The sequence below is a fragment of the Sciscionella marina DSM 45152 genome (assembly GCF_000379465.1).
In the GTDB taxonomy this organism is placed as follows: Bacteria; Actinomycetota; Actinomycetes; order Mycobacteriales; family Pseudonocardiaceae; genus Sciscionella; species Sciscionella marina.
Window position 1 is genome coordinate 929,527 of the sequence record NZ_KB905380.1, and the last position, 23,669, is coordinate 953,195.

20 protein-coding genes and 2 pseudogenes are annotated in these 23,669 nt (G+C 67.9%); 7 read left to right on the forward strand and 15 right to left on the reverse strand.

All coding sequences use genetic code 11. From position 1 onward, the window contains the following. The first annotated feature begins 11 nt into the window (after positions 1-11). The 5 genes from A37U_RS0104535 to A37U_RS0104555 all read left to right on the forward strand — a co-directional run bounded on the left by A37U_RS0104535 (position 12) and on the right by A37U_RS0104555 (position 4,621). The gene (locus A37U_RS0104535) at positions 12-977 is read left to right on the forward strand and encodes a Zn-ribbon domain-containing OB-fold protein (RefSeq protein ID WP_026196869.1); all 966 of its coding nucleotides are present in this window, start codon (positions 12-14) and stop codon (positions 975-977) included. Positions 978-1,068: 91 nt separating this feature from the next. Next, complete coding sequence (locus tag A37U_RS0104540; RefSeq protein WP_020495429.1) at positions 1,069-2,124, forward strand: thiolase domain-containing protein; 1,056 nt, start codon at positions 1,069-1,071, stop codon at positions 2,122-2,124. Next, positions 2,124-3,275, forward strand: coding sequence for a thiolase domain-containing protein (locus tag A37U_RS0104545; protein WP_020495430.1), 1,152 nt, complete (start codon positions 2,124-2,126; stop codon positions 3,273-3,275). The genes A37U_RS0104540 and A37U_RS0104545 overlap by 1 nt, the downstream gene beginning before the upstream one ends. Positions 3,276-3,306: 31 nt before the next feature. Then, positions 3,307-4,191, forward strand: a complete 885-nt coding sequence (locus A37U_RS0104550) for an LLM class flavin-dependent oxidoreductase (RefSeq protein WP_020495431.1) — start codon at positions 3,307-3,309, stop codon at positions 4,189-4,191. Continuing rightward, positions 4,184-4,621: a nuclear transport factor 2 family protein gene (locus tag A37U_RS0104555; RefSeq protein WP_020495432.1), complete on the forward strand. Its 438-nt coding sequence runs from the start codon at positions 4,184-4,186 to the stop codon at positions 4,619-4,621. The genes A37U_RS0104550 and A37U_RS0104555 overlap by 8 nt, the downstream gene beginning before the upstream one ends. Here the strand turns inward: A37U_RS0104555 and A37U_RS0104560 are convergent. The 8 genes from A37U_RS0104560 to A37U_RS0104595 form a co-directional block, all read right to left on the reverse strand. Then, on the reverse strand, positions 4,618-6,843 hold the full coding sequence (locus tag A37U_RS0104560) for a S9 family peptidase (RefSeq protein WP_020495433.1): 2,226 nt from the start codon (positions 6,841-6,843) through the stop codon (positions 4,618-4,620). The two genes, A37U_RS0104555 and A37U_RS0104560, sit on opposite strands and share 4 nt — an antisense overlap. 44 nt (positions 6,844-6,887) lie before the next feature. Beyond that, on the reverse strand, positions 6,888-7,271 hold the full coding sequence (locus A37U_RS0104565; RefSeq protein ID WP_157182606.1) for a hypothetical protein: 384 nt from the start codon (positions 7,269-7,271) through the stop codon (positions 6,888-6,890). 153 nt (positions 7,272-7,424) lie between these two features. Further along, a complete protein-coding gene (locus A37U_RS0104570; RefSeq protein ID WP_020495435.1) occupies positions 7,425-8,279 on the reverse strand; it encodes an SDR family NAD(P)-dependent oxidoreductase in 855 nt (284 codons plus the stop codon). Next, positions 8,276-9,283: an alpha/beta fold hydrolase gene (locus A37U_RS0104575; RefSeq protein ID WP_020495436.1), complete on the reverse strand. Its 1,008-nt coding sequence runs from the start codon at positions 9,281-9,283 to the stop codon at positions 8,276-8,278. The genes A37U_RS0104570 and A37U_RS0104575 overlap by 4 nt, the downstream gene beginning before the upstream one ends. 1 nt (position 9,284) lies before the next feature. Beyond that, on the reverse strand, positions 9,285-10,322 hold the full coding sequence (locus tag A37U_RS0104580; RefSeq protein ID WP_020495437.1) for a hypothetical protein: 1,038 nt from the start codon (positions 10,320-10,322) through the stop codon (positions 9,285-9,287). 57 nt (positions 10,323-10,379) lie between these two features. After that, complete coding sequence (locus tag A37U_RS0104585) at positions 10,380-12,926, reverse strand: polynucleotide kinase-phosphatase (protein WP_020495438.1); 2,547 nt, start codon at positions 12,924-12,926, stop codon at positions 10,380-10,382. Next, positions 12,923-14,344, reverse strand: coding sequence for a 3' terminal RNA ribose 2'-O-methyltransferase Hen1 (locus A37U_RS0104590; protein ID WP_026196870.1), 1,422 nt, complete (start codon positions 14,342-14,344; stop codon positions 12,923-12,925). Before A37U_RS0104590 ends, A37U_RS0104585 begins: the two co-directional genes overlap by 4 nt. Before the next feature lie 61 nt (positions 14,345-14,405). Then, positions 14,406-15,032: a TetR/AcrR family transcriptional regulator gene (locus A37U_RS0104595; protein ID WP_026196871.1), complete on the reverse strand. Its 627-nt coding sequence runs from the start codon at positions 15,030-15,032 to the stop codon at positions 14,406-14,408. A gap of 57 nt (positions 15,033-15,089) precedes the next feature. Between A37U_RS0104595 and A37U_RS0104600 the strand changes: the two genes are divergently transcribed. Then, positions 15,090-16,280 (forward strand): cytochrome P450, encoded by a 1,191-nt coding sequence (locus tag A37U_RS0104600; RefSeq protein ID WP_020495441.1) that lies wholly within the window; start codon positions 15,090-15,092, stop codon positions 16,278-16,280. 155 nt (positions 16,281-16,435) lie between these two features. Here A37U_RS0104600 and A37U_RS53365 read toward each other — a convergent pair. The 3 genes and pseudogenes from A37U_RS53365 to A37U_RS0104620 form a co-directional block, all read right to left on the reverse strand. Further along, positions 16,436-17,074: pseudogene (locus A37U_RS53365) on the reverse strand (MFS transporter); the annotation flags it as partial. Positions 17,075-17,120: 46 nt separating this feature from the next. Further along, positions 17,121-17,312 (reverse strand): annotated as a pseudogene (locus tag A37U_RS54770) (hypothetical protein); the annotation flags it as partial. A 129-nt stretch (positions 17,313-17,441) separates the two neighbouring features. Then, a complete protein-coding gene (locus tag A37U_RS0104620; protein WP_020495445.1) occupies positions 17,442-18,692 on the reverse strand; it encodes a cytochrome P450 in 1,251 nt (416 codons plus the stop codon). 159 nt (positions 18,693-18,851) lie between these two features. Here A37U_RS0104620 and A37U_RS0104625 point away from each other — a divergent pair, with 159 nt between their 5' ends. Beyond that, positions 18,852-19,970 (forward strand): steroid 3-ketoacyl-CoA thiolase, encoded by a 1,119-nt coding sequence (locus A37U_RS0104625; RefSeq protein WP_020495446.1) that lies wholly within the window; start codon positions 18,852-18,854, stop codon positions 19,968-19,970. 49 nt (positions 19,971-20,019) lie between these two features. On the opposite strand, the gene hsaB is transcribed toward A37U_RS0104625, so the two are convergent. The 4 genes from hsaB to hsaA form a co-directional block, all read right to left on the reverse strand. Next, positions 20,020-20,586 (reverse strand): 3-hydroxy-9,10-secoandrosta-1,3,5(10)-triene-9,17-dione monooxygenase reductase subunit, encoded by a 567-nt coding sequence (gene hsaB, locus A37U_RS0104630; protein WP_020495447.1) that lies wholly within the window; start codon positions 20,584-20,586, stop codon positions 20,020-20,022. Beyond that, positions 20,583-21,491: an iron-dependent extradiol dioxygenase HsaC gene (hsaC, locus tag A37U_RS0104635; RefSeq protein WP_020495448.1), complete on the reverse strand. Its 909-nt coding sequence runs from the start codon at positions 21,489-21,491 to the stop codon at positions 20,583-20,585. The genes hsaB and hsaC overlap by 4 nt, the downstream gene beginning before the upstream one ends. Before the next feature lie 5 nt (positions 21,492-21,496). After that, positions 21,497-22,363: a 4,5:9,10-diseco-3-hydroxy-5,9,17-trioxoandrosta-1(10),2-diene-4-oate hydrolase gene (hsaD, locus tag A37U_RS0104640; RefSeq protein ID WP_040586695.1), complete on the reverse strand. Its 867-nt coding sequence runs from the start codon at positions 22,361-22,363 to the stop codon at positions 21,497-21,499. 85 nt (positions 22,364-22,448) lie between these two features. Further along, a complete protein-coding gene (gene hsaA, locus A37U_RS0104645) occupies positions 22,449-23,627 on the reverse strand; it encodes a 3-hydroxy-9,10-secoandrosta-1,3,5(10)-triene-9,17-dione monooxygenase oxygenase subunit (RefSeq protein WP_020495450.1) in 1,179 nt (392 codons plus the stop codon). Positions 23,628-23,669 lie beyond the last annotated feature (42 nt).

The window sequence follows — 23,669 nt, forward strand, 5'->3', positions numbered from 1 at the left end:
CACTATTCGCTGTGACTGCACAAGCAACGGTGCTCAGTGCACCGCTCGAGCCCGGGTTCGACTACACCCGCTCGTACGGCCCATTGCTCGGCAGATTCGCCGCCGGACTGCGCGCATGCCGGATCCTCGGTGCCCGCGGGGCCGATGGAAAGGTGCACGTGCCCGCGGTCGAATACGACCCAGAGACCGCGGCCGCGCTGAGCGAACTGGTCCCCGTCTCCCCCACCGGCACCGTGCGCACCTGGTCCTGGCAGTCGGCCCCGCTTTCCGGGCAGCCGCTGGAGCAGCCGTTCGCCTGGGCACTCATCCAGCTCGACGGTGCGGACACCGCGATGCTGCACGCGGTCGAGGCACCAGGTCCGGAGGCGATGCGGACCGGGATGCGGGTGCACGCGCGCTGGGCCGCCGAACGCCGCGGCGCGATCACCGATATCGCCTGTTTCGTGCCCGGCGAGGGCCCGGACGAGCGTGGTGAGCTCCCGGAGGTTCCCGATGCGGTCGAGGAGATGCTGACCTCGCCGATCCACCTCAGCTATATGCATTCCGCCTCCCCGCAGGAAAGCACCTATCTGCGCGAGCTCGCCGAGGGCAGGGTGGTCGGCATGCGCTGCCCGGTGTGCCGGAAGGTGTACGTGCCACCGCGCGGGGCCTGTCCGGTGGACGGAGTCCCCACCGAGGAAGAGGTCGAGCTCGGGGACAACGCGACGATCACCACCTTCTGCGTGGTGAACGTGCCGTTCCCCGGCCAGCGCATCAAACCACCGTATGTGTGCGCCTACATCCTGCTGGACGGCGCCGACATCCCGTTCCTGCACATCGTGCTCGGCTGCGCGGCATCCGAGGTGCGCATGGGCATGCGGGTGCGCGCGGCGTGGAAACCACGCGAGGAATGGACGACCAACCTCGCCAATATCGATCACTTCACACCGAACGGTGAGCCGGACGCCCCGTTCGAGTCCTATGCGCACCACCTCTAGGAGCACCGAACATGACCTCGCGAAGGCGACGATCGAGCGAGCATCGCAGCGAGGCCTGCGAGCGAGGAGCACAGCGAGTGAGGAGCCGAGCATGACCGACGTCGCCGTAGTCGGGTACGCGAGTTCACCGAGCGTGCGCGAGACCCAGGGCACCACGAACGGGGTGGAGATGCTCGTCCCCCTGTTCTCCGAGGTGTTCGCCGAGACCGGGCTGCGCAAGTCCGAGGTCGGGTTCTGGTGCTCGGGTTCCTCGGACTATCTCGCGGGCCGGGCGTTCTCCTTCATCGCCGCCGTGGACGCGATCGGCGCGGTACCGCCCATCAACGAGTCGCATGTGGAGATGGACGCCGCCTGGGCCGCGTTCGAGGCCATGGTCGCGATCCGCACCGGCGAGGTGGACACCGCCGTGGTGTACGGATTCGGCAAGTCCAGCGCCGGTGAACTACGCAAGATCCTCGCCCTGCAACTGGATCCGTACACCCTCGCTCCCCTGTGGCCGGATTCGGTGAGCGTGGCCGCGCTGCAAGCGCGCGCCGGGATCGACGCGGGCGCCTGGACCGAGCAGCAGATGGCCGAGGTGGTCGCGGCGAGCAGGCGCAAGGCCCGCGCCAACCCGAGGTCACAGCTGTCCGGGGAGTACACCGCGGAGGAGCTGCTCGCCCAGCCGAGATTCGCCGATCCGCTGCGCCGCCACGACTGTGCGCCGGTCACCGACGGCGCCGCGGTGCTCGTGCTCGCCGGGGCCGAGCGCGCCGAGGATCTGTGCGAGCGGCCCGCGTGGATCGGCGGGATGAGCCACCGGGTGGAGACCCCGCACCTCGGTGAGCGCGACCTGAGCACCTCGGTCTCCACCAAGGCCGCGGCTGCGGACCTCGACATCGGCGGGGTGCGGCTCGCGGAACTGCACGCCCCGTTCTCCCATCAGGAAATCCTGCTGCGCCAGGCGATCGGGCTGGACGAGGCGGTCGAGGTGAACCCCTCCGGTGGCCCACTGGCGGGCAATCCGATGTTCGCGGCCGGTCTTTCCCGGATCGGCGAGGCGGCAAGCCGGATCCACGACGGCAGCGCGGACGCCGCACTGGCACACGCCACGAGCGGACCCGCGCTGCAACAGAATCTGCTGTGCGTACTGCGAGGTGAGCGCTGATGGGCGAACAGGCGGCCGCGGTCATCGGGACCGGTCAGACCAGGCACACCACCAAGCGTCACGACGTTTCGATCGCCGGGCTCTGCCGCGAGGCGGTGGACCGGGCGCTCGCCGATGCGAACATGGACATCGCGGATATCGACGCGGTGGTGCTCGGCAAGGCACCGGACCTGTTCGAGGGCGTGATGATGCCCGAGCTCGCGCTCTCCGACGCGATCGGTGCGACCGGAAAACCGATGATGCGCGTGCACACCGCCGGTTCGGTCGGCGGATCCACGGCGAACGTCGCGGCGAACCTGGTGCGCTCGGGCACCCACCGCCGAGTGCTCGCGATCGCGTTCGAGAAGCAGTCCGAGTCCAACGCGATGTGGGCGCTGTCCATCGCAGTCCCGTTCAACATGCCGGTCAACGCGGGCGCGGGCGGCTACTTCGCCCCGCACGTGCGCTCCTACATCCGGCGCAGCGGGGCACCGGAGGAGATCGGTGCGCGGGTCGCGGTCAAGGACCGGCGCAACGGGGTGCGCAACGAATTCGCGCACCTGCGCCAGCCCGACATCACCCTGGAGTCGGTGCAGGCCTCCACCATGCTGTGGGACCCGATCCGGTTCGACGAGACCTGCCCCTCCTCGGACGGGGCGGCCGCCGTGGTGATCACCGATGAGCACAGCGCGGGCAAGCGGGCCGCCTGGATCCACGCGACCGCCATGCGCACCGAGCCGACCACCTACTCCGGGCGCGATCAGGTCAACCCGCGCGCGGGCCGGGACGCGGCGGCCGCGCTGTGGCGTGACGCGGGCATCACCGATCCGCTGTCCGAAGTGGACGTCGCCGAGATCTATGTGCCGTTCTCCTGGTTCGAACCGATGTGGCTGGAGAACCTCGGATTCGCCGAGGAAGGCAAGGGCTGGGTGCTCACCGAGGCCGGGGAGACCGAACCGACCGGGCGCCTCCCGGTGAATCCCTCCGGCGGGGTGCTGTGCTCGAATCCGATCGGCGCCTCCGGCATGGTGCGCTTCGCCGAGGCGGCCATGCAGGTGATGGGCAGCGCGGGAGAACACCAGGTGGACGGCGCACGTACCGCGCTCGGCCACGCCTACGGCGGCGGCTCCCAGTACTTCTCCATGTGGCTGGTCCGCTCGGAGAAACCCTAATAGCCAAACCGGCACAGTAACGGAGGAAGCAATGCGATTCACCTGTGCGCTGGCCATGAACCCGCCCGAGCAACTGGTTCCGCTCGCGATCGCGGCCGAGCAGAACGGGTTCTCCTCGATCGCATTACCCGACTCGATCTTCGCCCCGGAGAAGGTCAACGCGGTCTATCCCTACACTCCCGACGGCAAACGGGTGTTCACCCCGGAGACCCCGTTCGTGGACCCGCTGATCGCCGCCTCGGCCATCGGCGCGGCGACCACCACGATCCGCTGCTACTCGCACGTGGTCAAGCTCGGCTCGCGGCATCCGGTGCCGTTCGCCCGGCAGGTCGGGACCGTCGCGAACCTGACCGGCAACCGGTTCGGCCTCGGCCTCGGCATCGGCTGGCAGCAGGACGAATGCCGTTGGTGCGGAATCGAAAGCGGTGGCCTGAAAGGGAAACGCACCGACGAGGCCATCGAGGTGATCCAGCTGCTGCTCGGTGGCGGCATGGTCGAACACCACGGCGAGTACTTCGATTTCGAGCGGATCCAGATGAGCCCGGCACCGAGCGAGCCGGTCCCGGTCTACATCGGCGGGCACACCGAGGCGGCGCTGCGCAGGGCCGCGCGCCATGACGGATGGACCACCGCGATGATCAAGATGGCCGAGCTGCGGGAGATCATCGCGCGGCTGCGCGAACTGCGCGGCGCGTTCGGCCGGGAACAGGAGCCGTTCGAGATCCAGGCGGTGTGCGTGGACCGGTTCGGCCTCGACGGGTACGCCGAACAGGCCGAGGCCGGGGTCACCGATGCCATCACCGTGCCGTGGCTGTTCTACGGCGTGGGTTTCGAGGCCCCGGTCGGGGAGAAACAGGACTGCATCAAGCGGTTCGCCGAGGAGTACATCGCACCATTGGAGGCCGTCCATGCCTGAAGGAGTTCACTGGAAAGCGAGCGAGAAGGCGCATCCGGCGCGGGATGCGGCGCGCCGCTCCTGTGCCCTGGTCGCCGCGCGCGACAAGCAGGGCTGGCTGGAGCTGTTCGCCGAGGACGCGATCATCGAGGACCCGGTCGGCCCCTCTCCCTTCGACCCGGAAGGCAAGGGACACAAGGGGAAGACGGCGATCGCGGAGTTCTGGGACAAGACCATCGGGATAACCGAGCGCATGGAGTTCGAGTTCACCGAGTCCTTCGCCGCCGGTGACGAGGTCGCCAATATCGGCACCATCACCAACTACTTCCCCGGCGGGCACTCGATCGCGGTGGATCTCGTCTCCACCTACAAGGTCGACGATTCCGGAAAACTGCTCTCGCTGCGCGCCTTCTGGGAACTGGACCGGCTCGCCGAGCAGTACGGCGGCTAGTCCCTGCCCGCCAGGTGCGCTCGGAAAAATCCGTCGACCTTGCGCCAGAAATAGCCGTCGTGGATTGCGTCGTAACCGTGCATCTGCCCCGGCAGGACCACGAACTCGTGCGCTTTCCCGGCCCGGATCAACGCCTCGCTCATCTTGATACTGTCGGTCCAGGTGGCATGGTCGATGGTTCCGCAGGCGAGCATGAATTCCGCCGCCAGTTGTCCGGCAAGCGGGTACAAGTCGGCTTTCCGATACGCTTCGGCATCGTCCTGAGGAAAGCCGAGATAACATTCATAAAGTACCGAGGAATACGGGTCGAATCCCGGCGCGGACGACACCGCGGCGGCGTAGACATCGGGCCGTTCCGCGGCGAGGCGGAACGCGGAGTACCCGCCCCAGCTGTGCCCGATGACCCCGACCTTTGCCTCGGAAAGGAATGCGTGCCTCGATTTCAGCTGCTCGACAACGGCGGCGTGATCGGGCACCAGGCCACCGGCCCAGTCGCGATGCACCACGTCGTGGAACGCCTTCGAACGCTCCGGGGTGCCTCGTCCGTCGACCACGAATGTGACATAACCCAGTTGTGCCAGCGCATGCGGCATCCTGGCGAATGAGCTGTCGAACGAATGCGGAGCGACCGCGATCTGCGGGCCGCCGTAAACGTATTCGATCAGCGGATATTGTCCGGTCTCGTCGAAGTCGGCCGGGAAATACAGGGTCCCCCACAGTTCGGTTTCCCCGTCGGCGGCAGTGACGGTGAACTCCCGCGGTGGGGTCCATTCCAGGCGCGAGGTGTCCGGCACCGAGAGCTCACACAGCAGCGAACCGCCCGGTGCGCGCAGTACGCTGCGCGGGGCTTCGGCGGGCGTCGACCAGGTGTCCACGAAAGCCGCACCGCCGGGCGCGAACGTCATTTCGTGCACCCCTGGCTGGTCCGACAGCACTTCGACCGGCCCCCCGGTCAGCGGTACCCGCGCGAGATGCCGGTCGTAGGGCCGTTCCTGGTCCGAGTGTGCGGTGAAGTAGACGTATTCCTCGTCGATCCGGTGTACGTAGTCGACCGGCCACTGCCCCTCAGTGAGCGGGCGGAGCAAGGTGGTCTCGAAATCGTAGAGGTACAGGTGTTTCCAGCCGGAACGCTCGGAAAGCCACAGCAGCTGCGTGCCGTCCGGAGTCAGGAACAAGCCGATCTTCCTGCCGAAGTACACATCGTGGTGGATGCGCAGAAAAGTCTCGGACTCCTCGGTGAACAACGACCGCGTCGCACCTGTCTTTCCGTCGGCGAGCAGCACCTCGGCCCGTCGGCAGTCCCGGCTCAGTACGAAAACCACCAGCTGGTCACCGCTGGGTAGCCAGGCCGCGTGCACCGGATAGCTGTCGGTGGCCTCGCCGAGGTCCAGCCACACCGGCGCCCGGCCATAGCTGTCGAGTACGACCAAGGTGGTGCGCTCGAGTTGCCCACCGGCCTGAGCGTGATAACGGTGCACCACTTCGTCTTCGCGCTTGAGGTTGTGCACTTGCGGCGAACGGTGCACGCCGCGGTTGTCGACCCGGTATGCGGCCAGGCGCGACCCGTCCGGCGACCAGTTGCACACCGGGGAGACGAGGCCCACCGCCGCCAGCTGCGGATCCACCAGGTCGAAGCGGTACTCGTGCTCGGGGGTTCCGTCGGTGGTCAGCGCGACCGTCCGATTGTCGGCCGCCGAGCGCAGCAGGATATTGCCCCCGGCAGTCGAGACGAACGCGGTGCCATCCGGGGATGCCAGTTCCCGCGCCTTCATCGGATCCACCAGCGGCATGCTGCGCAGGAATTCCTGTGGGGTATACCGGACGCTCTCGGCGAGTCCGTAGTAGCGATCCAGCGGGCGCTCCGCCACCACCCTGGTGACCTCGCCGCTGTCCAGTTCGATGAGTACCTGGATCGCGCCGACAACCGCGGACACCGTGCGCGGACCGGCGAACCCGATGTGCTCGAACGGCAGTCCGCGCCCCGGCGGAGTCTGGCCGGTTGCCTCTCGGACCGCCTCGCGCAAGGCCTCGACATCGGCGAACAGCGGCCGGTTTTCGCCGGTCACCAGGTCGACGATGCGGCCGATGCGATCCTGTGGGGTTCCGTCCAGAAACGCCAATGTCATGCCGTCCGGCGACCAGACTGGCAGGATCGCGCCGCCGGTGACCAGATCCCCCAGCCCCTCGGCGAATCGATCGAATCCGGTGTGGCCAGTAGTCATCTCGAATACGCTCCTCTGCGGTGGGACGGTGCGTCAGGATCGGATCAGACGGGGAAGGTGGCCGGAATAGTCGCGACCTTCTGGCCGAGCGCGAACTGTGGTCCGACGGCGGTCATGAACGACTCGAAGTCGCCATCGGCGGTCAACCCGTCGTCCGCCGGTGCACCGTTCTTGGTGCGCGCGAAGGCCGTCAGCGCCACCCGCCAGTCACCGCGGAGCCGCACATCCGCCCCTGGCGCAGGAACGAGCGCGAACACCAGTCCATCCGGACCGAGCCGCAACTGCCAGTACACGGTCGCACCGTCATCCGGACCATCGGTGAGTTCATAGGCGAGCACGTAGTCCCGAGGCAGTTCCCGTGCCGCGGCGAGCAGCTCCTCGGAGCCTGCCAGCAACTCGTTCATCGCATCGACATGCTCCTGGGACATGAATTCCACCGCTGCCTCCGTTCGATCAGCAGCGATTATCGCCTCGCCCTCGGCCACGGCGCATCCGGCAATTGCCGACCGTGTGACGCCGAGGATGCGACAAACGTCGCGCAGCCCCGATCGTTTCGGCGGTCTCGGCCGGCCGGTTGCGAGCTAGTGCCGATTCAGGAATTCACCGTAGTTCGGGATCACCTCGGTGAATTCCGAGGGCGGGCCGAGCCATTCGCGATGCGAGCTCGGCGTCGTCCCGTCGGTGTCGGTGATCCCGTAGCCGGCGCCGAGTTCGGCACCCCACACGGTCTTCCCGCTGTACTCGGCGATCCGCGGGTCCCCGGCGAGGGCGTCGATGACCCGTCCGGTGAATTCCGGCGATTCGAATCCGGGCAGCATGGTCCCGGTGAGCGCGCGTTCCACCTCCGGGGTGATCCGCTCGGTGCGCAGCACGCCCATCCAGATCGACACGACGCTCACCCCGTGCGGGCGCAGTTCCTGCGCCATGTCGAAGCTCAGCTTGTCGGTGCCCGCCTTGCCCGCGCCATAGGACGGGCCGTGCAGCCCGGGAAGGAAACTGCGTGCCCCGGGAGCGGAGGTGTGCACCAGCAGCCCACCAGCGGCGATCAGCAGCGGGGCGGCGTAGTGCGCGGCGACATAGTGCGAACGCAGCCCCACCTCGAGTGGTTTGAGCTCCTCGTGCAGCGGGCGTTCCCAGAAGCCTTGTCCTCCGGAAGTCCGTGTGGGCAGCGCCGTGGCGTTGTTGACCAGGATGTCCAGCCGCCCGTGTTCCTCGCGCACCCGCTCGAACACCGCGCGGACCTGGTCGTCCTCGGCGTGATCGCACACCAGCGGGACGCCGGTGCCACCACGGCGCTCGATCTCGGCCGCGGTGGCGGACAGTTCCGGCTCGGTGCGCCCGGTGACGTAGACGGTGTCCCCGGTTTCCCCGAGGGCGAGCGCGATCCCCTTGCCCGCTCCCCGGGACGCACCGGTCACCAGTACCACCCTGGTCATGCCGCGCTCCCTTGGTCGAGGTCACGAAGGAATTCCAGGAAGGCCGCGTTGACCACCTCCGGGGATTCCATGCTGATCACGTGTCCCGCGGCGGGCACGATGCGTACCCCGCGCACATCCGCGTGGTACTCGGGAAGTTTCTCGACCGGATCCCGGCCGTGCCAGTGGGCGAGGTCCACATCCGCCTCGGAACCGAGGAAATAGAAGGGAACGCCGGTCTTCCCGCGGCCGCGCCGCTGTTCCCAGTTGAGGTCCAGCGCCAGATACCACCGGATACCGCCGCCGAATCCCGATCGGGCGTAGTCGTTGACGTAACACTCCAGTTCCCATTCCGTCATCCACGACCAGGGGAACTCCGGCGGTTCGGGCAGTGCCGCGCGGTACGAGGTGCCGGGCGGATGGCGCCACATCTGCGTGAAATCGGCCGCGCCGGAGAGGGCGTGGAAGATCTTGGCGAGTATCTCCCGCGGATGCGCGTCCATATCGGCGATCGCGGCCTCCGGTTCGTCCACGAAATAGGCGACGTGGTTGAACCGCTTCCGCCCGCGCCGCCGCTCGGCTTCGAGCGGCGGGCGATCCGAGGCGTTCTGGAAGGGGTTCTGCAGCCCGATCAGCGCGCGGACCCGTTCGGGATGCTCGAAGGCGAGATCGTAGGCGGCGAACATACCGAAATCGAGCCCGGAACACACCGCCGATTCCGCGCCGAGGTGATCGAGCAGCGCGCACAGGTCCGCGGTGATCCGGTCGGCGCCGTACTCCTCGACCGCCTCCGGCGCGCTGGTCTGCCCCATTCCGCGCAGATCCGGGGCCACCACGCGGTATCCGGCCCCGGCCAGTGCCGTGATCTGGTGCCGCCAGCTGAACCAGGTGTGCGGGAAACCGTGCAGCAGCAGGATGAGCGGGCCGCCGCCCTGTTCGACTCCGCCCTGCTCGACTCCGCCCTGTTCGACCCAGTGCACGTCGATCCCGTTCAGCCGCGCGTAGTGGTGTGTCCAGTTTCGCATCTCAGACCAGGACCGGTCCGGTGATGTACGGGAGATCGTTGTAGGTGACGATTCCCGGCGGAGCGGCCACGACGGCGGGAACCGCATTCAGCGCGGGCAGCGCCGTGTAGATCATCCCCGGGCCCATGTAGTCGACCGTGCCCCGCGGTGGCAGGCACTGGGCCACCAGCCGGTAGTTCGGCGAACCCTCGACCGCGATGACATGACCGTGCGCGAGCTTGAACGGCACCTCGGTGTGCGTGCCCATCGTCCAGCGCATCCCGGATGCGGTCACGTTCTTGTCCCCGGACCAGGCGCGGTGGTATCCCTCGATCGCGCCGACGGTGCCCTTGTCGATGGTCATGAACCCGAGGTCGTCGTCCGCATAGGCCGGGGTGAACGTGGCCTCGAAGCTCATCCGGTCCACCCGGGCACCGAGGGCATCGGCCATCATCATGGCCGCCTCCGCACACACCTCGCTCGCCTTGCGCAGGTTCTCCTCCAGACCGGGGGTGTCCGCGGGTTTCCCGAAACCCATCGCCGACATGGTGTCCTTCGAGGCGTACAGCGAGCAGTCCACTGACTCGGTGACGGTGATCCGGTCGACCCGTTCGCACGCGGCGCTGGCCACGATCCCGAGCGCGTGCGTGATTCCCGGATATGCTCCGCTGCCGAACATCGAGGCCTTGCCGCGGTGCGCGGCGTCCAGCACCCGCAGCCGCTCCGCCTCCGGCAGCCGGTGCCCGTTGATCCACTCGGCCGTGGAGCACACGTTCACCCCGGCTTCGAGCAGGCGGCACAGTTCATCGGTGTTCGACCACACCGGATTGTAGGAGCAGGCATCGGGTTCCAGGGCCAGCAGCGCCTCGACATCGTCGGTGGCCAGGACACCCGTCTCGGCGCCGAATCCGCACAGCTGCCCCGCGTCCTGCCCTACCTTGTTCGCCGAATGCGCGTACACCCCGACCAGTTCCATATCGTCCCTGGTCAGGATGCCGTGCAAGGCGCGAGAGCCGATGTTCCCGGTGGTCCACTGCACGACCCGAAGCTTCTTCGCCATGAAAAAATACTAGAACAAGTTCTAATATTTGGATACCACCCGAGGCCAGGAGCGAGGCTACAACCGGGGATCCACCGGCTCGGATTCCAGCGCGAGAACCGCGAACACCGCCTCGTGCACCCGCCACAGCGGTTCCCCTTCGGTGAGTCTGGCGAGTGATTCGAGGCCGAGCGCGTATTCGCGCAGCGCCATCGAACGCTTCCGGCCGAGTTTGCGGGACCGGAGCCGGTCGAGCTGCTCGGTGTAGTCGGGGCCGTAGATGATGCGCAGGTATTCGCGGCCGCGGCATTTCATCCCGGGCTGCACCATGCCGCGCTTGCCCCGGCTCACCGGCCGCATCGGTTTGACCACCATGCCCTCACCGCCGGCCTCGGTCAGCTCGCTCCACCACCGGATACCCTCGGCCACCGATTCGGCATCACCGGGGTCCACGGCAAGCCTTCGGGTGCCGCGCAACAATTCCGGATCAGCCTCGACGAGCCGGTCGATGAGCGCCAGATGCCAGGAGTGGTCCCGCTCGGCGAAGAATCCGCCCTCCCCGGCCAGGATCATGAACGGTGCCACGGAGATCCCGTCCAGCCCGTCGACCGGCCAGCAGTAGCGACGGTACGCGGACCGGAATCCGGCCACGTTGTCCGCACGGACCCGTTGCGCGGCCAGCAGTTCCTCGAGTTCCCCGGGTAGCCGCCGGGCCGCACGCTCGAGCACGGCGACCGATTCGCCCACCGCGGCGGAGGCGGCCGCACCGATCCTGGCGTAGTGCCCGCGCACCAGCGATCCGGCCTTCGCCGACCACGGAAGCAGTTCCGTGTCCAACACGAGCCAGTCGGTGCCGAGCTCCTCCCACAGCCCGGTCGCGGTGATCGCCGCACGCATCCGGTCGATGATCGCCTCGCCGTGACCATCGGCGAAGAACGCACGGCCGGTACGCGTGTACAGCGCACCACCGGCCCCGTCCAGCGCGCCGAACCGCCGCTTGCCCACCTCGGCGTCCCGCACGACGACGAGCACCGCGCGGGACCCCATGTGCTTTTCCTGGCACAGCACCGAAGGCACCGCTTCGGCGCGGTAGGCGTCGAAGGCCTCGGCGGGGTGTTCGAGCAGGCCCGGGCGTGTGGAGGTCGCGCACGGCGCCATGGTCGGCGGCAGGTAGAGCAGCCAGTGCGGGTCGATGGCGAACCTGCTCATCACCTCGAGCGCGGCCGCCGCGTTCTCCTCGCGCACCGTGATGCGGCCGAGGAAGCGGCTGTCCACGATGTGCGCGCCGAGGACGTCGTCCAGGCGGAGCAGATCGGGCGGGCGGCTCCCGGTGCCCGCGCCGAGCGGTTTCGCCGGTGCGTAGTACTCCCGGCGCGCGGGGACCTCCACGAGCTCGCGTTCCGGCCAGCGCAGCGCGGTGAGCTTGCCCCCGAACACGCAGCCGGTGTCCAGGCAGATCGTGTTGTTCACCCACTCGGCCTCGGGCACCGGGGTGTGGCCGTAGACCACGGTCGCCGATCCCCGGTAGTCGTTCGCCCACGGGTGCCGGACCGGGAGACCGTACTCATCGGTCTCCCCGGTCGTCTCGCCGTACATGCACAGCGCGCGCACCCGGCCTGAGGCACGGCCGTGATACTGCTCGCGCAGCCCGGCGTGCGCCACGAGCAGTGCCCCACCGTCCAGGCGGTAGTGACTGATCAGCCCGTCCATGAACGTCTTCGCGGCGGCGCGGAATTCCTCGGATTCGTTCGCCAGCTGGTCGAGCGAATCACCGAGCCCGTGCGCGATCCTGACTTTCTTCCCGGTGAGCGCGCGCACCAGCTTGTCCTCGTGGTTGCCCAGCACGCAGAGCGCATCGCCGGACTCGGCCATGCCCATCACGAGCCGCAGCACTCCGGGCGTGTCCTCGCCCCGGTCGACCAGATCCCCGACGAACACGGCGGTCCGGCCCTCGGGATGGCGAGCGCCGACCGACCGTCCTTGATCGTCGGTACGCACCTGGTAGCCCAGTTCGCCGAGCAGCTCGACCAGTTCCGCGCGGCAGCCGTGCACATCGCCGATGACATCGAACGGCCCGGTCCGCTCGCGCAGATCGTTGTACGCCTTTTCGTAGCCGATCCCGGCCCGCTCGATCTCCTCGACCGAGGAGAGCACGTAGACCTTGCGGAAACCTTCCTTGCGCAGTCCGCGAATCGAGCGGCGCAGCGCGGCATGTTGACGGCGCAGCACGTGCGCGGGCAGGTCGCGGTGCGCGACATTGCGCTCCCTGCACACCGATTCCGGCACGTCGAACACGATCGCGGTGGCCAGCACATCCTGCTGTTTGGCCAGCGCGACCAGTTTCGCGCGGTCCTCGCGGCGCACGCTCGTCGCGTCCACCACGGTGAGCCGCCCGGCGCTGAGCCGCTTGTTCGCCAGGTAATACAGCGCGTCGAACGCGTCCGGGGTCGCGGACTGATCGTCCTCGTCGTCGGCAACCATGGCGCGGAACGCGTCCGAGGAAAGGATCTGCGTGGCGCGGAAATGCCGGTGTGCGAACGTGGATTTCCCGGAACCGGAGACGCCGACGAGCGCGACCAGGCTCAGCTCGGGGATGCTCAGTTCGGGGATGTTCGGCGAGCTCATGCCTGAACCTCCGTTCGTTCGAAGATCGCCAGCTGGGTCGGGGCGCCGAGCTCCGCGTCGAGCGGCCCGACCGGCCGGATCCGGACCGTGTATCCGTGTCCGGCACACACCTGCTCGGCCCACGCGGCGAACTCGGCCCTCGTCCATTCGAATCGGTGATCGCCGTGCCGTTTCGTGCCCGCCGGAAGGGAATCCCAGCGCACGTTGTACTCCACATTCGGCGTGGTCACCAGCACGGTTCGCGGGTGGGCCACGCCGAACACCGCAGCAGCGAAGGCGGGCAGCCGCGGCGGGTCGAGGTGTTCGATCACCTCGGAGAGCACGAGCGCGTCATAGTCCCCGAGCCGTTCCTCGGCGTACACCACCGAACCCTGGCGCAGTTCGATGCGATCGCGCTGCCACTGCGGAAGCTCGTCGAGCCGGAGCCTGCGGGCGGCGGTGCGCAGCGAGCGCGGTGCGACGTCGACACCGAGAATCGAGCGCAGTGCGCGTTCGCCGAGCAACTCGCGCAGCAGCGAGCCCTCCCCGCAGCCGAGATCGGCGACCGTGCGCGCCCCGGTTTCCCGCAACGCGGCCAGGATCGCGGCGCGGCGCTGCTGGGCGAGCGAGGGATCACGCTGCTCGGCATCATCGTGGTGCTCCGCGACTTCTCCCTCCTCGGCGGCTGCTTCCGCCGTCTCGACCGAGTCCTCGAATTCGGCGAGCCGTTCCAGCGCTTCCTCGGTGAACCGCCGTTTGCGCACGAGGTATCGACCGGTGATCGCCTCGCGTTCGGGATGATTGGCGAGCCAGGTTCCACCCGCCCGCACGAGCTTGTCGATCTCCTCGGCGCTCACCCAGTAGTGCTTCGCGTTGTCCAGCACCGGAAGCAGCACGTAGAGCTGGGTGAGCGCGTCGGCGAGCCGCATGCTCGCGGTGAGCGTGACCGCGACGTAGTGACTGTCGCCCCACTCCGGAAAGGTCACCGGGTCGAGCGGGATCGGTTCGGTGCGCACCGACCAGCCGAGTGGTTCGAAGAGCTGTTCGACCGAGAGGCCTCCCGGAGAGGGCACCACGGGAAGGCGCAGCTCGAGCGGCAGCGCGGTCGCGGCGAGTTCCGGGCGCGCCGCGCACCGCCCTTTCATCGCCGACCCGAACACCCGGGCCAGCGCGACCGAGAACAGCGAACTGGCCACGTACGGCCGGTCGTTGACGTACTGGCCGAGTGCGAAACCGTCCCCTCCGCCGCCCCGGGCCAGCGCGACCGGATCGAGCTCGAGCAACAGCGCGGCCGTGCACCGATCCGGCCCGGATTCCGGGTAGAACACGTGCGCGCTGCCCGCCGAGACCTCGAACCGCTGCACCCGCTCGGGGTGTTTGTGCAGCAGAAACCCGAGCTCGTCCGCGGGCCGGTGGGTCGTGGTGATCGTCAACAGCACGACGAGCAGTATCACCGACCGGGCGCACGCACGCAGCCGGAATTCCTGATCCGGGTACGCCTCAGGCGGCCAGCCCGGCGGCCAGCATGGCGATCAGGGTGGCGAGGAAGGCCTTGTGTCCGACCGGGAGGCGGCTGCCCTGCTCGATGCGCCGCGCCCGGTCGGCGAGGGCGGCGGTGAGCATGGTGATCAGCAGGGCGATCCGTTCCCGCGCGATCGTCCTCGGCAGCCGTTCGGCGCAGCAACGTTCGACACAGCGGCGTTCGAGTTCGGCGAGCCACTGCGCGAGCGCGGTACCGGTGAGCGGTTCCGGGACGCTCGCGGTGCGTACCCCGGAGCGCCCGGCCAGCTGCGCGGTGATCCGCAGGAAATCCCGGCCGTCCTCGGTGCGCAGCTGCTCGGCGAGCGGGGTGACGATCCGGGTGACCAGTTCCCCGAGGTCCGCGCCCGGATCCCGGACCGCGAGTGCCGGTTTCCACTGTTCCTCCATCCGCCGCAGGTGCTTGTCCACCACGGCGAGCAGCAGCCCCTGCCGGGAACCGAAGTGGTAGGTGACCGCGGAATCGTTGGCCTGCCCCGCCTCGGCCACCAGGTCCCTGGTGCGCACCCCGTCGATCCCCTCCCGCGCGAACAGCCGCTCCCCCGCACGGATCAATCGGGCCCTCGTGGTTGTGGCATCGCGTGGCATGGGCACATACTAACAGTTGTCGTTAATAACGGGCACTGTTAATTCAAGGCGGGCGGTATGCGCGAATACGATCCCTTCGACGAAGAGTTCCAGCTCGATCCCTATCCGGCCTACCGGGTGCTGCGGGACCGCGATCCCGTGCACCACCACGAGCATCCGGACTTCTATGCGCTCTCCCGGTTCGCCGATGTGTTCGCCGCGGTGCGTGATCACGAGACCTTCTCCTCGGCGCAGGGGCTGACCTATCACCGCGATGAGATCGCCGCGCTCGGGCTCGCCCCGACGCTGGTGATGACCGATCCGCCGCGGCACGGCCGGCTGCGCGCGCTGATCGGCAAGGCGTTCACCCCGCGCCGGGTCGCCGGGCTCGAGGACGAGATCCGGGCGTTCGTCCGGGAGCGGATCGCCGGGCTGCAGCGGGCCGAGGAACCCGATCTGCACCGGGATTTCTCCTCGCCCATCCCGAGCTTCGTGGTGGCCAGCCTGCTCGGGGTACCCGCGGCCGACCGCGACCGGTTCGATCCCTGGGTGACCGCCATCGTCGGGGTGAGCAACCAGGGCTTTCAGGCGGACGAGTTCGCCGGGAGCGCCGCGGTCGCCGAGATGTTCGAGTACTTCTCCGGGCTCATCGCCAAACGGCGAGTGGACCCGGGCGAGGACCTGATCAGCGCGCTGCTTGGCGCGGAGATCGACGGCGAACGGCTCACCGACTGGGACATTCTCGGGTTCTGCTTCAACATCGTCGCCGGGGGGAACGACACCACGAGCAACCTCATCTCGCACGGTTTCCTGCTGCTCACCGAGAACCCGGCGCAGCGCGAACTGCTGCTCGCCGATCCGGACCGCATTCCGGGCGCGCTCGTCGAGTTCCTGCGCCTGGAGTCCAGTGTGCAGTCCCTGGCCCGCACCACGCTGCGCCCGGTGCGCCTGCACGGCGTGGAGATCCCCGAGGGCGCGAAGGTGATGATGCTCTACGGCTCGGCCAACCGGGACGAGCGCGAGTTCGGCCCGCACGCCGACCGGCTGGACGTCACCAGGAAGATCCCGCGCCATCTCGGGTTCTCCAACGGGGTGCACTTCTGCATCGGCTCGCACCTGGCCTGGCTGCAGGCGCGGGTCGCGGTCGGGGAACTGCTCGCCGCGCACCCGCGGATCGGCGTCGACCGCTCCCGCGCGGTCCGGCTGCGCTCCCCGTTCAACCGGGGCTGGCATTCCCTTCCGGCCACCGATCTGGCGGTCAGGCGCTGATCTGTTCCAGAGAGCGGTTCCTGGTGGAGATCCCGAGCACCGTCACGGCCACGACGGCGACCGCGATCACGCAACAGAGCAGCACGAACACCCCGAAGAACGTCAGGCTCGCGTAGCTGGCGCCGAGCAGCACCGGGGCGATCGCGGCCCCGGATCGCGGTCGGGTACACCTCCGGGGTGTAGGTGTAGAGCGGGGCGTATCCGCCGTTGAGGAACAGCGCCATCGCGATGCTGAACACGAGCACGCCCGCGTTGCTGGTGGCCAGGGCGAGCCCGAGCGCGGAAAGGGCCGCAGCGCCGAGGAAGGCCACGATGGTCCACTTGCGGTCGATCCGTTCGGAGAGCACCGCGGCCGGGTAGTAACCGATGACCTGGGCGATCTCCACCAGGATGGAATAGCCGAAGCTCTCGCTGATGGACAATCCCTTGTGCACCAGCAGCGTGGGCAGGAAGACCAGGAATCCATAGCAGGCGAAGCTGAAGCAGAACCACAGCACGCAGATCAGCACGCTCTGGCGCAGCAGCGGCGGGCGGAACAGCGCACCGAGCTGGCGCAGCAGGCTCGGCCGCTGCAACTGCGCCGCCGCACCGTCCACAGTGCAGGATCCGGGCTCGGGAAGGGTGCCGCCGTTGGCCGTACGCACCCGGTTCTCCAGGCGTTCGAGCTCGGTCATCGCCTCGTCCACCCGTCCGCGCGCGACCGGATAACGCGGGGATTCGGGCAGATTGCGCCGCCACAGCACGGCGAGCACGATCGGCAGCCCGACGATGAGCTGGGCGGACCCGCCAGTCACCGGAGAACGCGGGGATCACGAAGAACCCGATCAACGCGGCGAGTACGAAACCGAACCCGAAGAATCCGGCCAGCGAGGCGACGAACTTCCCCCTGGTGCGCACCGGGGCGAATTCGACGAGATTGGGCATCACGATGTTCGCGTTGATCCCGATCGCCACTCCCGCGATGATCCGGGTGACGAGCAGGAAACCGCGTTCGGGGACAGCGCCCCGGCCAGCATGGCCGTGCTTTCTCATTCTCACCCCGATATCGGGCCCCGAATTCGCTGCGAATAGATCTGCGCACGCTTCGTGTCCGGACCGGAACACGAAAAAACCGCCGCCCCGGAAAACCGGGACGGCGGCTTGGTTTCCTGCTCGGCAGGGTCAGCCGTGCGCGACGGGACAGCGCCCGGTGAAATCGACCGGGAACTCCTTGATGCTGTTGAGCCAGCCGGAGGCGAGTCGTTTCGGGTCGCCGAGCTTGGTGATGTCCGGCATGTGATCGGCGATCGCATTGAAGATCAGGTCGATCTCCAGGCGGGCCAGGTTCGCGCCGAGGCAGTAGTGCACCCCGGAGCCGCCGAAGCCGAGATGCGGATTCGGATCACGTTTGATGTCGAACTTGTGCGGATCGGTGAAGACCTCCTCGTCGAAGTTCGCCGAGCCGTAGAACATCGCGATCCGGTCGCCCTTGCGGATCTGCTGGCCGTCCAGCTCGATATCGGTCACCGCGGTCCGCTGGAAGGTGGTCACCGGGGTCGCGTAGCGCACGATCTCGTCCGCGGTGGTCTTCGGCCGCTCGGCCTTGTAGATCTCCCACTGCTCGGGGTTCTCCAGGAAGGCGATCATCCCGTGCGAGATCGCGTTGCGCGTGGTCTCGTTGCCCGCGACGGCGAGCAGGATGACGAAAAAGGAGAACTCTTCGGGAGTGAGCGCCTCGCCGTCGATGTCGGCGTTGATGAGCTGGGTGACGATGTCCTCGCGCGGGTTCTGCTTGCGCTCCTCGGCCATGTTGTACGAGTAGCCGATGATCTCCATCGCGGAGGCGGCCGGATCACCCTCGAAATCGGGGTCGTCGTAACCGGTCATCTCGTTGGACCACTTGAAGACCTTCTCCCGGTCCTCCTGCGGCACCCCGATCAGGCTCGCGATCGCCTGCAGCGGCAGCTCGGAGGCGACCTTCGTGACGAAGTCGCCACTCTCGGTGGACAGCGCCTCGCGCACGATCGAGTCGGCACGCTTGGTGAGCTCGTCCTGCAAGCCCCGGATGGCGCGCACGGTGAACCCGCGGGTCACGATCCGGCGCAGCTTGGTGTGCTGCGGTGGATCGATGTTCAGCAGCACATATCGCTGCAATTCGATGTTCTCCCGCGCGATATCGTCGGCGAACCGGGGAATCGCGGTGTTCTCCCATGTCGAGTAGTTCTCACTGTCCCGCGAGATCTCCTTGACATGCTTGTGCTTTGTGACAACCCAGAACCCGTTGTCGGCAAATCCACCTTTGTCCGGGGACTTCGAATTCCACCACACCGGGGCGGTCTTGCGGAGTTCGGCGAACTCGGCGTGCGGCACCCGCTCGGCGTACACGTTTGGATCGGTGAAATCGAACCCCTCGGGTATGGCTGGCATGACCATCCACGCTCCGATCGCTCAGCAATGAGCAAGACTTCTGAAACACGTTCTACATGAATTGAACCACATGGAACGCCATTGGTGAAGACGTTGGCTGCAGATCAATCACTTGCTAGCATCCGTAAGTAGAACATGTTTCAGAAATTATGAAAGAGGGCGACCATGGGAGCACCGGTGATCGTGGCGGCCGCGCGAACCGCCATAGGTAAACGAGGCGGCGCGCTTTCCGGTACGCACCCGGCGGAACTGCTCGGCGCGGCACAGCGCGGACTGATCGAGCGCTCCGGACTGGAGGCGGAGCTGGTCGAACAGGTCATCGGCGGCTGCGTGACCCAGGCCGGCGAGCAGGGCGGCCACCTGACCCGTACCGCATGGCTGGCCGCGGGCCTGCCCGAGCAGACCGGGGCGACCACGATCGACGCCCAGTGCGGTTCCTCGCAGCAGGCCACCCACCTGATCGCCGGGCTGATCCACGCGGGGGCGATCTCGGTCGGCGTGTCCTGCGGGGCCGAGGCGATGAGCCGGATCCCGCTCGGCACGAACATCGTCGAAGGGTTCGGCAAACCGAAGCCGCCGAGCTGGGAGATCGACATGCCGAACCAGTTCGCCGCGGCGGAGCGGATCGCCGTGCGGCGCGGCATCTCCCGCGCGGATGTGGACGAATTCGGGCTGCGTTCCCAGGAACTGGCCGCGAACGCCTGGCAGCAGAACCGGTTCGACCGGGAGATCCTGCCCTCCTCCTGGCTCGAACGCGATGAGGGACTGCGCGAGACCAGCACCGAGGCGCTCGCCAAGCTCAAGCCGGTGATCGAGGACGGGGTGCACACCGCGGGCAACTCCTCGCAGATCTCCGACGGCGCGGCCGGGCTGCTGCTCGCCGATGAGGAGACCGCGAAGGCGCAAGGACTGCGGCCGCGTGCCCGGATCCGCGCCCAGGCTCTCGTCGGCGCCGAGCCCTACTACCACCTCGACGGCCCGGTGCAGTCCACCGAGCGGGTGCTGGACAAGGCGGGCATGGCGATCGGGGACATCGATCTGTTCGAGGTGAACGAAGCCTTCGCCTCGGTGGTGCTCTCCTGGGCACAGGTGCACAAGCCGGATATGGACCGGGTGAACGTCAACGGCGGCGCGATCGCGCTCGGCCACCCGGTCGGCGCCACCGGTGCCCGGCTGCTCACCACCGCGCTGCACGAGCTCGAACGCAGGGACGCGAGCACCGCGCTGGTCTCGATGTGCGCGGGCGGGGCGCTGTCCACCGCGACCATCATCGAACGCATCTGAACCACGGCACGAGAAAATCTCCCCGGGGAGATTTTCTCGTGCCGTCTTGCTACAGCCAGTCGGTCGAGCTCGGCAGCCGCAGGAAGGAGTCCAGCTCCAGGTCCACCGGGGCCGGTTCGGCGGGCTGACCGGTCAGCCCGGTGTAGCTGCCCCGGTTGAACAGCAGGGGTTTCCCGTCCGAGGCCGGGCCCAGATGCTCGACGTGACCGAGCACGATGAGGTGGTCCCCGCCTTCGCGCACCTCGTGCACCGTGCAGTCGATCCAGGTGAGCGCCCCGTCGATGATCGGGTTGCCCTGCGGGGTCGCGTACAGCGGCAGCCCGGAGAACTTGTCCTTGCTCGGCGCGCCGAACCGGGCGGAGATCTCGCTCTGGTGCTCGGCGAGCAGGTTCACGCAGAACGTGCCCGCCTTCTCGATCACCGGCCAGGACCGGGAAGTCCGGCCCGGGCAGAACAGCACCAGCGGCGGATCGATGGACAGCGCGGCGAAGGACTGGCAGGCGAAACCGATCGGACCCGCCTCGCCGACCGCGGTGATCACCGTGACCCCGGTGCAGAAGTGCCCGAGCACCTGCCGGTACCGGCGCTGGTCGAAGGCCACCTGTCCGGTACTCATTGCTGCTCCCGAACCCCGATGGAGAAATCGTGGCCCCACAGGGAGACCGCGGTGCTCTCCCGCGCGATCCAGTCTTCGTCGTCCACCTCGAGGCCCTCGCAGCCGAACTCCACGTCGAACCCGCCGGGGGTCTTCATGTAGAACGACAGCATCTTGTCGTTGACGTGCCGCCCGAGGGTGGCCGACATCGGCACCTTGCGCCGCAGCGCCCGGTCGAGGCAGAGCCCGACATCATCGGGTTCCTCGACCTCGAGCATCAGGTGCACGATCCCGCTCGGGGTCGGCATCGGCAGGAAGGCCAGGCTGTGGTGGCGCGAATTGCAGCCGAAGAACCGCAGCCAGGCGGGCGGGTCCTCGGCCGAGCGGCCGACCGCCTGCGGGGGCAGCCGCATCGAGTCGCGCAGCCGGAAACCGAGCACATCCCGGTAGAAGTGCAGCGCCTTCGCGTCATCCGAAGTGGACAGCACGACGTGGCCGAGTCCCTGATGCTCGGTCACGAAGCGGTGTCCGTACGGGCTGACCACGCGCCGGTGCTGCAGCGCGACCCCGTGGAAGACCTCGACCGCGTTGCCCGAGGGATCCTCGACCTTGATCAGCCCGTTGACCCGGCGCTCGGCGAGTTCCTCGGCGGTACCGGCCTTCACCGGGAAACCCGCTGCCTGCACCCGTTCGGCGATCTCGTCCAGCTCGGCCTCGTTGGCGACCTCCCATCCGCTGTGCAGCAGGCGGTCCTGGTCCCCCGGCACGATCACCAGCCGCGCCGGGAATTCGTCCATGCGCAGATAGAGCCGGTCCTCGACAGGGCCCTTGCCCTCGACCATGCCGAGCACCTTGAGCCCGTAGGTGCGCCATGCCTCGATATCGGTCGCCTCGATGTAGAGGTAACCGAGCGAGCGAATACCCATTCCGATTACCCTTTCTCGCTCAGGAAATTCGTCACGAGCTGGTTGAATTCGGCGAACCGCTCCAGCTGCGCCCAGTGCCCGCAGCGCGGGAACACGTGCAGCTCCGCGCGCGGAATCGTCTTGAGTGCGAGCAGTGCCCCGTCCAGCGGGTTGACCCGGTCTTCGCGGCCCCAGATCAGCAGCACCCGCTGGCGCAGCTTGTACGCCTCACGCCAGAGCATGCCCTGTTCGGCGGTCGCCGGATCCCGGAAGGAGGCACCCATCGCGCCCATCGCGGCCAGCGATTCCGGTCGCCTGGCCACCTCGAAGCGCTCATCGACGAGTTCCTCGGTGATCAGCGACTGGTCGAAGACCATGCAGCGCAGGAACTTCTCGATGTTCTCCCGGGTGGGTTCGGCGCCGAACTTGCCCAGCGCCCGGATGCCTTCGGTCGGATCCGGGGCGAAGGCGTTGATGCTCAACCCGCCGGGGCCCATCAGCACCAGACGGCCCGCGCGCTTGCCGTGATCGAGCGCGAACCGCACCGCGGTGCCGCCGCCGAGGGAGTTCCCGACGAAGTGCGCGCGCTCGATCCCGAGTTCGGTGAGGCATTCGGCCACCGCGCCCGCGCTGAACGTGAAGTACTGCCCGTGCTCGGCCGGTTTGTCCGACTCACCGAATCCGGGCTGATCGATCGCAAGCACGTCGTACTGCTCGGCGAGCGCTCCGATCGTGCGGCTGAAGTTCACCCAGGCCGAGACTCCCGGCCCACCGCCGTGCAGCAGCACCACCGTCGGATTCGACGGGTCGCCCGCGCGGTGATAGTGCAGCCGCAGCCCGCTCGGCAGGTCGACGAAGGATCCGGCCCGCAGTTCCTCGAGGGTCACTGTCATCGGTGACATGGCTCGACTCCTTCCTCGTTCCGCTCCTCGCTCGCCGAGAGCTCGCTCCGATGCTCGCTCGGTCGTCGCCAGCGCATCAGACCATCGCATCCCGCACCGGGAGACCGAACTCCCCGGTGCCGTACAGGACATAGGCCCGTTCCGGATCGTTGGCCGCGTGCACCCGTCCGGCATGCGCGTCACGCCAGAACCGCTGGATCGGGGTGCCGTTGCGCAGCGCGCGCCCACCGGAGTTCTCGAACAGCCGGTCGATCGCGGCGATGGACCGCTCGGTGCCACGCACCTGATCGCGGCGCGCCCGGGTACGCATCGGCATCGGGATCGTCTTGCCCGCGCGGACGAGTTCGAGTTCCTCGTCCACGTTGCGGGAAAGCTGCAGCCAGGCCGCGTCGATCTCGCTGGCCGCTTCCGCGATCCGCACCTTGGCGAACGGGTCCTCTTTGGACTGTTCCCCGGCGTAGGCGGCGCGCACCCGCTCACCCATGTAACTCACGTGCGCCTCGTAGGCCCCGCGCGCCATCCCGATGATCGGCGCGGTGATGCAGCTCGGGTGCACCGTGCCGTACGGCAGCCGGTAGATCGGCGACTCGTTGACCTCCTGCCCGGGCCCCGAGCAACGGGCCATGTCCTTGAAGGAAAGGACCCGGTGCTCGGGCACGAACACATCCTCGACCAGGATGTCGTTGGAACCGGTGCCGCGCAGGCCGACCGTGTCCCACACATCGATGATCTGGTAGTCCGCGATCGGCAGCAGATAGGTGCAGAAATCGACCGGGTTGCCCTCCTCGTCGAGCACCGGCCCGCCGAGGAACACCCAGGTGGCGTGATCGCAGCCGGAGGAGAAGCTCCACCGTCCGGAGAGCCGGTAGCCGCCCTCGACGATCTTCGCCTTGCCCATCGGCGCATAGGAGGAGGAGATCCGGGCGTTCTTGTCCTCGCCCCACACCTCGCGCTGCGCCTTGTCGTCGAACAGGGCCAGGTGCCACGGGTGCAGGCCGAGGATCGAGGCGACCCATCCGGTACTCCCGCACGCGCTGGCGATATCGGTCACCGTGCGGTAGAACTCGACCGGATCGGCTTCGAGTCCGCCATACCGCGCCGGCTGCAGCAGCAGGAAGAATCCCGCCGCTTCCAAGGACTTGATCGACTCGTCGTGCACCTTCCGCAGGTCCTCGGTCTCCTGCGCACGCTCGCGCAGTTCGCCGAGCAGGTCGGTGACCCGCGTCCGCACCTCGTCGACGGTGAGTTCTCCCATTGGCGCATCTCCTCAAATCGTATGGGGCAATACTAGAACATG

Excerpts from the sequence above, each read along its gene's own strand:
- A37U_RS0104540 (WP_020495429.1), top strand. The coding sequence starts at position 1,069 with ATGACCGACGTCGCCGTAGTCGGGTACGCGAGTTCACCGAGCGTGCGC.
- A37U_RS0104545 (WP_020495430.1), top strand. The coding sequence starts at position 2,124 with ATGGGCGAACAGGCGGCCGCGGTCATCGGGACCGGTCAGACCAGGCAC.
- A37U_RS0104550 (WP_020495431.1), top strand. The coding sequence starts at position 3,307 with ATGCGATTCACCTGTGCGCTGGCCATGAACCCGCCCGAGCAACTGGTT.
- A37U_RS0104555 (WP_020495432.1), top strand. The coding sequence starts at position 4,184 with ATGCCTGAAGGAGTTCACTGGAAAGCGAGCGAGAAGGCGCATCCGGCG.
- A37U_RS0104560 (WP_020495433.1), bottom strand. The coding sequence starts at position 6,843 with ATGACTACTGGCCACACCGGATTCGATCGATTCGCCGAGGGGCTGGGG.
- A37U_RS0104565 (WP_157182606.1), bottom strand. The coding sequence starts at position 7,271 with ATGTCCCAGGAGCATGTCGATGCGATGAACGAGTTGCTGGCAGGCTCC.
- A37U_RS0104570 (WP_020495435.1), bottom strand. The coding sequence starts at position 8,279 with ATGACCAGGGTGGTACTGGTGACCGGTGCGTCCCGGGGAGCGGGCAAG.
- A37U_RS0104575 (WP_020495436.1), bottom strand. The coding sequence starts at position 9,283 with ATGCGAAACTGGACACACCACTACGCGCGGCTGAACGGGATCGACGTG.
- A37U_RS0104580 (WP_020495437.1), bottom strand. The coding sequence starts at position 10,322 with ATGGCGAAGAAGCTTCGGGTCGTGCAGTGGACCACCGGGAACATCGGC.
- A37U_RS0104585 (WP_020495438.1), bottom strand. The coding sequence starts at position 12,926 with ATGAGCTCGCCGAACATCCCCGAACTGAGCATCCCCGAGCTGAGCCTG.
- A37U_RS0104595 (WP_026196871.1), bottom strand. The coding sequence starts at position 15,032 with ATGCCACGCGATGCCACAACCACGAGGGCCCGATTGATCCGTGCGGGG.
- A37U_RS0104600 (WP_020495441.1), top strand. The coding sequence starts at position 15,090 with ATGCGCGAATACGATCCCTTCGACGAAGAGTTCCAGCTCGATCCCTAT.
- A37U_RS0104620 (WP_020495445.1), bottom strand. The coding sequence starts at position 18,692 with ATGGTCATGCCAGCCATACCCGAGGGGTTCGATTTCACCGATCCAAAC.
- A37U_RS0104625 (WP_020495446.1), top strand. The coding sequence starts at position 18,852 with ATGGGAGCACCGGTGATCGTGGCGGCCGCGCGAACCGCCATAGGTAAA.
- hsaB (WP_020495447.1), bottom strand. The coding sequence starts at position 20,586 with ATGAGTACCGGACAGGTGGCCTTCGACCAGCGCCGGTACCGGCAGGTG.
- hsaC (WP_020495448.1), bottom strand. The coding sequence starts at position 21,491 with ATGGGTATTCGCTCGCTCGGTTACCTCTACATCGAGGCGACCGATATC.
- hsaD (WP_040586695.1), bottom strand. The coding sequence starts at position 22,363 with ATGACAGTGACCCTCGAGGAACTGCGGGCCGGATCCTTCGTCGACCTG.
- hsaA (WP_020495450.1), bottom strand. The coding sequence starts at position 23,627 with ATGGGAGAACTCACCGTCGACGAGGTGCGGACGCGGGTCACCGACCTG.